This is a genomic window from Escherichia sp. MOD1-EC5950 (assembly GCF_002965345.1).
In the GTDB taxonomy this organism is placed as follows: domain Bacteria; phylum Pseudomonadota; class Gammaproteobacteria; order Enterobacterales; family Enterobacteriaceae; genus Escherichia; species Escherichia marmotae.
In genome coordinates this window covers 62,535-74,822 of the sequence record NZ_PTSR01000015.1, presented here as the reverse complement: position 1 = coordinate 74,822, position 12,288 = coordinate 62,535, and the positions used below count along the sequence as shown (strand labels likewise).

General features: G+C 49.9%; 12 protein-coding genes. 3 read left to right on the top strand and 9 right to left on the bottom strand.

Features of this window, described 5'->3' with window-relative positions:
- Positions 1 to 14 precede the first annotated feature (14 nt).
- Positions 15 to 788 (top strand): phosphate ABC transporter ATP-binding protein PstB, encoded by a 774-nt coding sequence (gene pstB / locus BEA93_RS15400; RefSeq protein WP_000063126.1) that lies wholly within the window; start codon positions 15 to 17, stop codon positions 786 to 788.
- Positions 789 to 802: 14 nt separating this feature from the next.
- On the top strand, positions 803 to 1,528 hold the full coding sequence (gene phoU / locus BEA93_RS15395; protein ID WP_000377803.1) for a phosphate signaling complex protein PhoU: 726 nt from the start codon (positions 803 to 805) through the stop codon (positions 1,526 to 1,528).
- 93 nt (positions 1,529 to 1,621) lie between these two features.
- On the opposite strand, the gene yieH is transcribed toward phoU, so the two are convergent.
- A complete protein-coding gene (gene yieH, locus BEA93_RS15390) occupies positions 1,622 to 2,287 on the bottom strand; it encodes a 6-phosphogluconate phosphatase (protein ID WP_000078042.1) in 666 nt (221 codons plus the stop codon).
- Positions 2,288 to 2,453: 166 nt separating this feature from the next.
- On the opposite strand from yieH, the gene adeP reads away from it, so the two are divergent.
- Entirely contained in the window at positions 2,454 to 3,791 is a 1,338-nt protein-coding gene (adeP, locus tag BEA93_RS15385; RefSeq protein ID WP_010377951.1) for an adenine permease AdeP, read from the top strand.
- A gap of 54 nt (positions 3,792 to 3,845) precedes the next feature.
- Here adeP and yieF read toward each other — a convergent pair whose 3' ends face one another.
- From yieF to mnmE, 8 genes are all read right to left on the bottom strand, one after another.
- Positions 3,846 to 4,412: a class I chromate reductase YieF gene (yieF, locus tag BEA93_RS15380; protein ID WP_001517422.1), complete on the bottom strand. Its 567-nt coding sequence runs from the start codon at positions 4,410 to 4,412 to the stop codon at positions 3,846 to 3,848.
- 21 nt (positions 4,413 to 4,433) lie between these two features.
- Complete coding sequence (locus tag BEA93_RS15375) at positions 4,434 to 5,183, bottom strand: 4'-phosphopantetheinyl transferase family protein (RefSeq protein ID WP_001517423.1); 750 nt, start codon at positions 5,181 to 5,183, stop codon at positions 4,434 to 4,436.
- Positions 5,184 to 5,339: 156 nt separating this feature from the next.
- Positions 5,340 to 6,299 carry an HTH-type transcriptional regulator YidZ gene (yidZ, locus tag BEA93_RS15370; protein ID WP_001517424.1) on the bottom strand — a complete coding sequence of 320 codons (960 nt, stop codon included), beginning with the start codon at positions 6,297 to 6,299 and terminating at the stop codon, positions 5,340 to 5,342.
- Positions 6,274 to 7,449 carry a multidrug efflux MFS transporter MdtL gene (gene mdtL, locus BEA93_RS15365; RefSeq protein WP_000086015.1) on the bottom strand — a complete coding sequence of 392 codons (1,176 nt, stop codon included), beginning with the start codon at positions 7,447 to 7,449 and terminating at the stop codon, positions 6,274 to 6,276. Before mdtL ends, yidZ begins: the two co-directional genes overlap by 26 nt.
- A gap of 132 nt (positions 7,450 to 7,581) precedes the next feature.
- A complete protein-coding gene (gene tnaB / locus BEA93_RS15360) occupies positions 7,582 to 8,829 on the bottom strand; it encodes a low affinity tryptophan permease TnaB (protein WP_105224717.1) in 1,248 nt (415 codons plus the stop codon).
- A 91-nt stretch (positions 8,830 to 8,920) separates the two neighbouring features.
- Positions 8,921 to 10,336, bottom strand: a complete 1,416-nt coding sequence (gene tnaA, locus BEA93_RS15355; protein ID WP_001517426.1) for a tryptophanase — start codon at positions 10,334 to 10,336, stop codon at positions 8,921 to 8,923.
- A 218-nt stretch (positions 10,337 to 10,554) separates the two neighbouring features.
- Positions 10,555 to 10,629 (bottom strand): tryptophanase leader peptide, encoded by a 75-nt coding sequence (gene tnaC, locus BEA93_RS15350; protein WP_010377944.1) that lies wholly within the window; start codon positions 10,627 to 10,629, stop codon positions 10,555 to 10,557.
- 242 nt (positions 10,630 to 10,871) lie between these two features.
- Entirely contained in the window at positions 10,872 to 12,236 is a 1,365-nt protein-coding gene (mnmE, locus tag BEA93_RS15345) for a tRNA uridine-5-carboxymethylaminomethyl(34) synthesis GTPase MnmE (protein ID WP_001282361.1), read from the bottom strand.
- Between the last annotated feature and the right edge of the window lie 52 nt (positions 12,237 to 12,288).

The following is a 12,288-nucleotide window of genomic DNA, read 5'->3' as shown; positions in this document are numbered from 1 at the left end:
AGGAAAAGATTGCAATGAGTATGGTTGAAACTGCCCCGAGTAAAATTCAGGTTCGTAATTTGAACTTCTACTACGGCAAATTCCATGCCCTGAAAAACATCAACCTGGATATCGCTAAAAACCAGGTTACGGCGTTTATCGGGCCGTCTGGCTGCGGTAAATCGACGCTGCTGCGTACCTTCAACAAAATGTTTGAACTGTATCCGGAGCAGCGTGCGGAAGGTGAAATTCTGCTTGATGGCGACAACATCCTGACCAACACTCAGGATATCGCCCTGCTGCGTGCGAAAGTGGGCATGGTGTTCCAGAAACCGACGCCGTTCCCGATGTCCATTTACGACAACATTGCCTTTGGTGTCCGTCTGTTTGAGAAACTCTCCCGTGCCGACATGGACGAGCGTGTACAGTGGGCATTGACCAAGGCCGCATTGTGGAACGAAACCAAAGATAAATTACACCAGAGTGGTTACTCTCTCTCTGGTGGTCAGCAACAACGTCTGTGCATTGCGCGTGGTATCGCTATTCGCCCGGAAGTGTTGTTGCTCGATGAACCGTGTTCGGCACTCGACCCTATCTCCACCGGGCGTATTGAAGAGCTGATCACCGAATTGAAGCAGGATTACACCGTAGTGATCGTAACTCACAACATGCAGCAGGCTGCGCGTTGTTCTGACCACACGGCGTTTATGTACCTGGGCGAATTGATTGAGTTCAGCAACACGGACGATCTGTTCACCAAGCCAGCGAAGAAACAAACAGAAGACTACATCACCGGTCGTTACGGTTGATTCAGGAGTGCGTTATGGACAGTCTCAATCTTAATAAACATATTTCCGGCCAGTTCAACGCCGAACTGGAAAGCATCCGCACGCAGGTGATGACCATGGGCGGGATGGTGGAGCAACAGCTTACCGATGCCATCACTGCGATGCACAACCAGGACAGCGATCTGGCGAAGCGCGTGATCGAAGGCGACAAAAACGTCAACATGATGGAAGTGGCGATCGATGAAGCCTGCGTGCGCATTATTGCCAAACGTCAGCCGACGGCGAGCGACCTGCGTCTGGTGATGGTGATCAGTAAAACTATCGCTGAGCTGGAGCGTATTGGTGATGTGGCGGACAAAATCTGCCGTACTGCGCTGGAGAAATTCTCCCAGCAGCATCAGCCATTGTTAGTCAGTCTGGAGTCGCTGGGGCGTCACACCATCCAAATGCTGCACGACGTGCTGGACGCGTTCGCGCGCATGGACATTGACGAAGCCGTGCGAATCTATCGTGAAGATAAAAAAGTTGATCAGGAGTACGAAGGTATTGTTCGTCAACTGATGACCTACATGATGGAAGATTCGCGCACCATTCCGAGCGTACTTACCGCGCTGTTCTGTGCACGCTCCATCGAGCGTATTGGTGACCGCTGCCAGAATATCTGCGAATACATCTTCTACTACGTGAAGGGGCAAGATTTCCGCCACGTAGGCGGTGATGAGCTGGATAAACTGCTGGCAGAAAAAGAACCGAAAAAGTAACGCTAACTGTAGGACGGATAAGGCGTTTACGCCGCATCCGGCAAAATGTGAATACGTAATCTGCCCGGTGAACATATCACCGGGTTTCTTTATTTACCGTGTAATATCCCAGCCACGCGCCTTCCACAGTTCCGGCAATTGCGAAAGATGGGTAAAGGTAGTGACTTTCGGATGAACGATCGGCTTATTGTGCGGGTCAGCGCAGAAGTAAAACACTTCCATACCGGCATCGATTCCTGACTGTGCTCCTGCGCTGGAGTCATCGACCAGAATGCAGTTTTCAACGTTCACATTCATTGCTTTTGCGGCGTGGAACATTAATGCCGGATCGGGTTTCCAACGCTGAATGTCGTAACCGCTGAACAGTTTTTCCGGGAAATAGTGCAGCATGTTGAGCTTGCCGAGTGAATGCTGCATTTTGTTGACCGGACCGTTAGAGACGACGCACATCGGCACTTTCACGCTTTCCAGTAAGGCGTTTGCTCCCGCAATCACCTCCAGTTCGCTATCAAACAGACGCGCCACCTCTGCACGATAAACGTGTTCGGCATCGGCACGGACTATTTCTACGCCCTGTTCTTTGCTAATGATGTCGATGATTTCGTAGAGTTTTACGCCTTTAAAGCGGGTAAAAATCTCTTCAAGGTCAACGTTAATGCCAAACTCTTTGAACATCGTGACATAGGCACGAGAGCAAATAACCTCGCTGTCGACCAGCGTACCGTCGCAGTCGAAAAATACCGCTTCTATCTGGGACATGTCTTTCCTTTATCGTTAGTTTAACGTTTTCGTCATGCAGATTTGAGTGACGCAATCGTTGCCGTATAAGCAAATACAATTAAAAAAAGTTATCTTCAGCCGTCCATATTGTCTCATTTTGGTATAGGATAGCGACGGATTTTCCCTCCTTGTTCGGAAATAGATAATGAGTCAACAACACACAACCCAGGCTTCTGGCCAGGGGATGCTGGAACGCGTGTTTAAACTGCGCGAACATGGCACGACGGCACGGACCGAAGTGATCGCCGGTTTTACCACTTTCCTGACGATGGTTTACATCGTTTTTGTTAACCCGCAAATTCTTGGCGTAGCTGGCATGGACACCAGCGCCGTCTTCGTCACCACCTGTCTGATTGCTGCGTTCGGCAGTATTCTGATGGGACTGTTTGCTAACCTGCCAGTCGCGCTGGCTCCCGCTATGGGCCTGAACGCGTTCTTCGCTTTTGTAGTGGTGCAGGCGATGGGCTTGCCGTGGCAAGTCGGGATGGGCGCAATTTTCTGGGGCGCGATTGGTCTGCTGCTGCTGACTATTTTCCGCGTTCGCTACTGGATGATTGCCAACATTCCAGTAAGTCTGCGTGTGGGCATTACCAGCGGTATCGGTCTGTTCATTGGTATGATGGGGCTGAAAAACGCGGGGGTGATTGTTGCTAACCCGGAAACGCTGGTGAGTATCGGTAACCTGACATCTCACAGCGTACTGCTGGGTATCCTCGGCTTCTTCATCATTGCTATTCTGGCCTCGCGCAACATTCACGCGGCGGTGCTGGTTTCCATCGTGGTGACGACGCTTCTGGGCTGGATGCTGGGTGATGTGCACTACAACGGCATTGTCTCTGCGCCGCCGAGCGTAATGACGGTGGTGGGGCACGTGGATTTGGCCGGGTCGTTTAACCTCGGCCTGGCAGGCGTAATTTTCTCTTTCATGCTGGTCAACCTGTTTGACTCCTCCGGCACCCTGATTGGCGTGACCGATAAGGCGGGTCTGGCTGATGAAAAGGGTAAATTCCCGCGCATGAAGCAGGCGCTGTATGTCGACAGTATCTCTTCTGTTACCGGTTCGTTTATCGGTACATCTTCTGTCACGGCGTATATTGAATCTTCTTCTGGTGTTTCCGTTGGCGGTCGTACCGGTCTGACGGCAGTGGTTGTTGGTTTGCTGTTCCTGCTGGTTATCTTCTTGTCGCCGCTGGCGGGAATGGTGCCTGGCTATGCTGCTGCTGGTGCGCTGATTTACGTTGGCGTACTGATGACTTCCAGTTTAGCACGCGTGAAATGGCAGGATCTGACTGAATCCGTTCCGGCGTTTATTACCGCTGTGATGATGCCGTTCAGTTTCTCGATTACCGAAGGTATCGCGCTGGGCTTTATCTCCTACTGCGTGATGAAGATCGGCACAGGACGTCTGCGTGATCTAAGCCCGTGCGTAGTCATCGTTGCACTGCTGTTTATCCTGAAAATTGTGTTTATTGACGCTCATTAAAATCGATAGCACGCTAAAAAACCCGCCATGCGTTATTGCTGGCGGGTTTTTTATTTAGATTTTCACCCGCTGAATAAACTCGCCAAACGCAGTTAACTGCCCGGCCAGGTGATCCAGCGTTCCCTGATCAATCACCTCTCTGGTTTGCGGATCGACTTTGTTCTGAATCACGCCGCCCATAAACTCAGGTTTGTTCATTACCATCGCATCGAGGAAGACCAGAATCTGGCGCAGGTGATACTGACAACGTGCGCCGCCAATCACACCCATTGAACTGGTCTGAATCAGCACCGGTTTACCGGCCAACGGTTGATCCGGCAGGCGAGATAGCCAGTCGATGGCATTTTTCAGCCCACCCGGCACCGAGTAGTTATATTCCGGCGTGACAATCACCACACCGTCAGCCTGACGGATCTGTTCCGCCAGAGCTTCAACTGTCGCGGGAAAGCCTTCTTCCTGCTGAACATCTGCGTCATACAGGGGAATATCGGCAATGGAAGGCAACGCGTTGACTTCCATACCCGCCGGGGCAATTTTCGGCAGCGTACGTGCAACCATGCCATTAAATGAACCTTTACGCAGGCTCCCCAATAACGTAACCACCTTCAATTTTTCAGACATGATGACTCCTGTAGTTGTTTATTAATTTGGCGAAAAAGACTTCACGGTAGAGAGCTGGGCAAAACGCATCATCCGGCTGGTGGGGTTGTTGGCACGGTTGTGAATATCAGGCAGGCTTTTCCAGCCTTGTTTGCCATCAAACTCCCAGACATTGAGCTTTTCAATTGCCGGAGTGACTGCCACGGACCACACCAGCACGTCCTCTGCGTCGCATAATACTTCTACATGATTGAGATGGGCACATTTCAGGCGTCCCGCAATGGGCATCAATTGCAGATCGCGCGGGTCGTCATTCAGTACATCGCCGGTAAGTTTTAGCACGCTTCGACGCAAAGTAATGAGTTGCGCTCGTGCTTCGTTAGGATCGTTCTGTTTGCTGATCCATAACGATTCATTGCTGGAAAAAATAGGGTTATCGGGTGCATGGGGGCTATGAAACCCGCGTGTCGCGCGCTGGAGTTCCATATCGAGGCCGCATTCGCCTTCGGTTGTTAACGCCACACCGACGATATTTCCGGCATAGGATATTGAAAATGATGGCAAACTTTTATCGCGGAAAACTGGCTTTCCTTTAGCCTGGGTGACGATTTCCGGCAATTCACTAATGCCATACAGCATGAACATCAGTTCTGCGAGTAAACCTCTGGACGCCAGGAAACGGCTTTGACGATGAGGGGGAATATTTTGGGTTTCTTGATGACACTGCGAGGGTAGGCGAACAGATATCAGATGTCCTTCCGTTAACGTTCCTCGGGCAAAGTGAGTCGCCATTTTTCGCTCCATGCTTAATGGTCCATTATGAATACAAGAGTAATCATTTACTGGAACTATGGACAGACTAAAGCGGCGAAAAGTTCGATTCGGATAAACTTATTACATATATTTTACATTTAAACGCGAGATATGGTCGTATTTCATACAACTTGATTATGCCATCGAGGCGTAAAGATTTTTAATGGTTTCTCGTAACCAGACAATCTTCGGGTTATGGCTATTCCGTTTGTGCCACAGCAGAGTAAACGGTACTTCCAGCTTTTTTTGCTGGATTTCATCAAACGGGAGAGGGAGAGCAACCAGCGGAAGCTGGTGGAGCTGGTTGTAGTACTGACAGTAGCGTGGCGCGGTCGCCAGTAGCAGATTGTCAGGCTGCGCCGCCATAAATAGCGCCTGCTCAAATTCCGGTAGACTCATAGCAATCGTGCGTTCGCGTCCTGATTCTTGCAATACATTGTCCAGCGCCCAGGTATCGCTCTGTTCCCAGCAAATGCTGATATGCGGATAACGCAGAAACGAGTCCAGGTTCCACGCTTCATTCAGCACCGGATGATCTTTACGCAGCCAGACGCAGGGTAAATCGCTAAATAGCACTTCATAATCAATGGATAACGGCAGTGAACTTAGCAGTTCCCGGGAGCGTGGATGACTTTCACGCCCGGAAAAACCGATATCCACTTCACCACGAGTAATGGCATCCAGCGAATCGTAATCCCAGTTACGTAATTTAATAGTCGCCTGGGGGTAACGCTGGTAGATCTGTTTCGATAGCGCATTAAACATGATCATCATCAGCGGCGACTCCGCCGCCAGCTCAAATTTCAGGCCGCGCGGCGTTTCATGATGCGGTTTGTCCAGCAGTTGATTACTCATTTGCATCCACTCCGCCAGATTTTGCTCCATGCTGACCATCAGCGGTGTGGGCGTCAGACCCAACGGGGAGTTCACAAAGAGCGGATCATCAAACCATGTCCGAAGCTTTGCCAGCGATTTACTCACTGCCGAAGGTGTTACGTTCATCCGCTTCGCCGCTTTGGTCACGCTGCGCTCCTGCATCAGTAATTGCAGGCAGAGCAGTAAATTGAGATCAAGCGTGGTGATGGATTTCTTCATGAGCGGCAACAGGGCGTCCAGGTGCGACGAGCATAATCAGCAACAGGCTTACTATGCTACAGGCAATCAGAATCCCGATCAGCATATTCCAGGCGCTGATGCCAATCACTGCCGCCAGCCAAATCCACAGTGACGAGCCACAAACCTGTGCAATGCCTAACGTCGAGCTGGCCACGCCTGCGCGTAATGAAAACGGGCCTAATGCCTGGCTCATTGCCACGCCGAAGCCCACTGAGAAACCGGCGCAAATCAGCGTGATGCCAAACAGCGAAACCGCATGGGAAGGCGAAACTGCAAGGATGATACCCGCCGCCAGGAATAACATTTGCGAGGTGATCATCAGTGTGCGCGGCTTAAAAATTCCCAATGCAAACGGCGTGGAAAACGAAACGGTCATGCTGACGCCTGCGGTTAACGCCATAATGGTGGCGTATTCACCACGTTCGAAGCCCATAATTTCCATCATCAATACAGGCGACGTATTCACGAAGGTAAGAATCACGGAAACGCTGAGAGTGGTGATAAGCACACGGCTAAGGAAAAAACGATTAAGCAGCGACTCGGTATTCTCTCGTGGTCTGTCCGAAGCAGCAGGTGCAGCAGGGCGTGTTTCTTTTAAAATAAACAAAGACAACATGAGTACAGTGATGCCCATCATCGCCATTGTCCAGAACAGGCTCTGCCACGGAAATTTGAGCATAATCAGGTGCCCGAGTACCGGAGCTAACACCGGAATGATGCAGGTAATACCATTGAGCAATGACAGCACTTTTGCTCTGCGTCGATCATCCAGCGTGTCGCGTAAAATCGCGAATGCGACGACATAACAGCAGCCAGCGCCCAGCCCTTGCATAAAGCGTCCGACAAGAAATAGCGTGCTGGTTTCAGACAGTGAACAGAGCACAGAGGCGATAATAAATAGCGCCGCGCCGGGAATGGCGACAGGTTTTCTTCCTGAACGATCGGCCACTTTACCGGCAAACAGCATTGCTGCCGCCATCCCCGCCAGATAAACCGAGAAAGCTATATGCAACTGCGCTTCGCTGGCATTGAGATCGGCGGCAATGCGTGGCAAGCCGACCAGATACATATCAATACCTGCGGGATAAAGTAAAACCAGAGCAAAACTACAAATCAAAAAACGGGACATGGGCTAGCGTCCTGACGGTAAGGTGACGCAAAGCATACGTGGTGAAAGAGAATCAGGCGAGTTGCCATTTGGACATGAGTGATTTCCTGACAGGCAAAAAGCCAGCGAATGACCGCTGGCTTTTTGAAGTGCTTAACCAAATTTGGGTAACACATTAAAGACGTTACCAAACCAGCACAAAATCACGGTTATGCCAAAGAGAATAACAATCGCCGGAATAAGATTACCGCCCCAAACTGTGAATATCTGGTTGGGAAATTTCTTGCGGGCTTTGATAGCCAGTACCGCGGGGATAATCACCGCCCAGATGGTGGCGCACAACCCGGCACCGCCGATCCCGTAAATAAAGCCATTAGGGAAGACCAGATACAACAAAGCGGGTGGCAGGAAGGTTAACAGCACGGTTTTGCAACGTCCGGCGTGGGAGTTATCAATCTTAAACAGATCCGCCAGATAATCGAACAGCCCCAGCGTGACGCCAAAAAATGAACTGGCAACAGCTAAGTTTGAGAACACCAGCAGGCAAAACTCGATAATGCCATGCTGTTTGGTGCCGAGGAACGATTTTACCAGCGAATCAACATTGCCGCCCGAAGAGATAATCGCCTTAAAGCTTTCTCGCGGAATATTCCCCATTGTGCAATACAGCCAGAAGAGATAAATCACAAACGCCAGCAGCGAACCGAAGATCACGCTTTTGATTAGCTTATCTTTGCGTTTGCCATAGCAAATAATCAGGCTGGGAATATTGCCGTGGAAACCAAATGACGCCAGGCATACCGGCAAAGCCATAAAGATATACGGGAAGTAAGACGTCCCCGAAGTCGTGCTGGTGGCATCGCGCAGAATGGAATAATCGACCTGGAAGAAGAAAGAACCAAACACAATCACAAAGGAGATAATTTTCAGGCCGAGAAACAACGAGGTAATACGACTGGCGGCTAACGAACTTATCCACAGTACGCTGGCGACGAAAATGGCCGTGCAGATCCCAACAATGCGAGGATTAGCGTGATAGCCGAAATTCATCGATATCGTTTCGCTAATGATTGCGCCGTTAGCGGAGATATAGGCGTAGGTGAGAATATAGAGAACGAAAGCAACCGTAATACCACTAATAATGTTCCAGGTGTTACCGATTAAATCTTTGGTGATGGTATTAAAACTGGAGCCGACGGGATAATTTAAATTTGCTTCTAATAACAATAACCCAGAATGTAGCATTGAAAACCAGGCAATGATGAGGATAAATGCGCCCCAAAAAAACCAGGCACCAGCTAGATCAACAGGTAAAGCAAACATACCTCCACCAATTACTGTACCCGCTATAACCATGACACCCCAAAATGCAGAGTGTTTTTTTTCTGATTGTTCAGTCATGATGCCACCTTTAGAGGAAGGCTATTTTTGTTATTGAGGATGTAGAGAATAAGAGTGGCTAACATCCTTATAGCCACTCTGAGTATATTAATTAAACTTCTTTCAGTTTTGCAGTGAAGTGACGTAATACTTTGGGTTCGTATGTAAAGGTTAACCCTTTAATATTTGCCGCGTTCTCTTTCACATGTTTGAAGGCTTCAATAATGAAGTCCATATGTGTTTGCGTATAAGTTGCGCGTGGAATGGTTAAACGCAGCAGCTCAGCCGGACATGGTAATTGTTTACCGGTTTTCGGATCGCGACCTAACAGGAAAGACCCAATTTCTACCGCACGAATCCCCGCGACTTTATACAGCTCGCAGGCCAGCGCTTGTGCCGGAAACTGGTCTGCAGGGATATGCGGCAACAGTTTACCGGCATCCACGAATGCCGCGTGACCGCCCGCCTGCTGACACACTACGCCAATCTCTTCCAGGCCATCGACCAGATACTGCACCTGCGCAATACGATAGGCCAGCCAGTCCAGATTCATGCCGTCATACAGACCTACCGCCAGACGTTCCATTGCGCCGCCTTCCAGACCGCCATATGTCGGGAAGCCTTCCTGCACCACGCAAAGAGTTCTGCACTCGGTGTAGACATCGAAGAAGCTGTCATCTTTCACGCACAGCAGGCCACCCATTGGCACCATCGCATCTTTCTTGGCGGACATCGCCAGCATATCGGCATATTTGTAGGTTTCACGGGTGATCTGCTCGATAGTCCAGTCTTTATATTCCGCTTCGCGCTGTTTGATGAAATAGGCGTTTTCGGCAAAGCGTGCGGAGTCCATTACCACTGGAATGTCATATTTCTTCGCAATGCTGTACATCGCTTTCATGTTCGCCAGTGAAACCGGCTGGCCGCCTGCGGAGTTACTGGTGATGGTCGCGACGATATATGGCACATTATTCGGGCCAACTTCTTCAATACCGCGTTCTAATCCTTCAAGGTCAAAGTTACCTTTAAAGTCATAACGCACGCCAGTATCGAAGGCTTCTTTGATATAGACGTTGCGTACGGTACAGCCGTTAATCTGGCTATGGCCCTGAGTGGTGTCGAAGAAATAGTTAGAGAACGCCACCATTTTGCTGCGATCCAGGCCTTTTTCCTGTTCACGCTTTTTAATCAGTACCGGAATATAGATTTGCTCTGCACCTCGGCCCTGGTGCGTTGGAATGGTGTATTGATAACCAAAGATATTTTTTACTGACTCAGCTAATGCATAGTAGCTACGACTGCCGCTGTAGGCTTCGTCGCCGCGCATCATCGCTGCCTGCATACTCTGCGTCACCGCCCCGGTGCCGCTGTCGGTCAGTAAATCGATAAACACATCTTCGCTATCCAGCAGAAATGGGTTCATACCGGATTTAATAATCGCTTCTTCACGATAAGCGCGGGTAGTACGTTTTACGGGTTCAATAACACGAATGCGGAACGGTTCAGGGAGATGTTTAAAGTTTTCCATTACATAATCCTTCATTTATTTTAATTGCAATGATCCCTGTGAATATTACATTTGCAATATCTATTAATTTCCAAAATATATACATCTACAATTATTAGCTTAATAAAGCAATTAAGACGGAAATAACGTAGATAAAAAGGAAAATAAAGATATAGCAAACTCATAGATCACATTGAATCTAATCGGTTTGACTCTGGTGATGGCGACAGAAGGGAAAATTAAGGGCGGTGATCGACAATCTTGTTGTCAATATTAAACCACTTTGAGGTCACACATATATGTAAGGTATTCATAATGCACTTATCCTCGAAAGACACGACGCTACAGTATAATACTCAAGATTTTTGTCTATTCTGAAATTGTTTAAATGTGAATCGAATCACAAACGGTCGTGAAGCAATATTAAATGCTCTTTTTAAGAGAATAAATTATGTGAGAAGTTTAATTTTTATAAAAAGGGTTGATTAATAATAAGAGTGCCAACAAGAAAGCGAAACCGCATCTGACAATCAGAATGCGGCTTCGTAATTGCGGGTTACTTACCAATACAGAAGCTGGAGAAAATCCGTCCCAGCAGATCGTCAGAAGTAAACTCTCCTGTGATCTCGCTTAAGTTCTGCTGCGCCAGACGCAGTTCTTCCGCCAGTAATTCACCCGCCCATGCGCCCAGCAGTTGCGCTTTACCCTGCTGCAGATGCTCCGCCGCTTGCTCCAGCGCCTGTAAGTGACGGCGACGCGCCAGGAAACCACCTTCCATATTGGTATCAAAGCCCATGCTCTGTTTGAGATGGTTACGCAGAACGTCCACACCTTCGCCAGTGCGTGCTGAGAGGCGAATCAATGCATGGCCGTTAACTTCACTCATCCCCAGCGTTTCGCCAGTAATATCGGCTTTATTGCGCACCACGGTGATCGGCAGTTTAGCAGGCAGACGGGCAATAAATTCCGGCCAGATTTCTGCCGGATCTACGGCGTCTGTCGTGGTGCCATCGACCATAAACAGCACGCGGTCGGCCTGTTCAATTTCCTGCCATGCGCGCTCGATACCAATGCGTTCGACTTCGTCGCTGGCTTCGCGTAACCCGGCGGTATCGATGATATGCAGCGGCATCCCATCAATGTGGATATGCTCACGCAGTACGTCACGCGTGGTTCCGGCGATATCGGTAACGATAGCGGCTTCACGGCCCGCCAGCGCGTTTAGCAGGCTCGATTTACCGGCGTTAGGACGCCCGGCAATCACCACTTTCATGCCTTCACGCAGCAGGCTGCCCTGACGTGCTTCGGCGCGTACCGCGTCGAGATCGGCAATCACGTCATTAAGCTGGGCTTCAATTTTGCCGTCGGAGAGGAAATCGATCTCTTCATCGGGGAAATCAATCGCCGCTTCGACGTAAATGCGCAAGTGGGTGAGGGCTTCTACCAGATGATTAACTCGTGCAGAGAATGCGCCTTGCAGTGAGTTAAGCGCCGAGCGAGCCGCCTGTTCGGAGCTGGCGTCGATAAGATCCGCAATCGCTTCGGCCTGGGCTAAATCAAGTTTATCGTTGAGAAATGCGCGCTCTGAAAACTCACCTGGGCGGGCAATCCGCAGGCCTGGAATGGTCAGGATACGTTTTAACAGCAGGTCGAGGATCACCGGACCGCCATGACCTTGCAGCTCCAGCACATCTTCGCCGGTGAACGAGTTCGGGCCGGGGAACCATAGCGCGATGCCCTGATCCAGCACGCTGCCGTCGGCGTCTTTAAACGGAAGATAATCGGCGTAGCGCGGTTTGGGTAACTTACCCAGCACGGTTTCGGCAACCTCGCGCGCTTTGAGGCCGGAGATGCGCAGGATACCCACACCGCCACGTCCTGGAGGCGTGGCCTGGGCTACGATAGTGTCATTATCGCTCATGATGTTCCTGTTGCTTTGTTTGGCGGATGCGCTGTGCTTATCCGCCCTACGA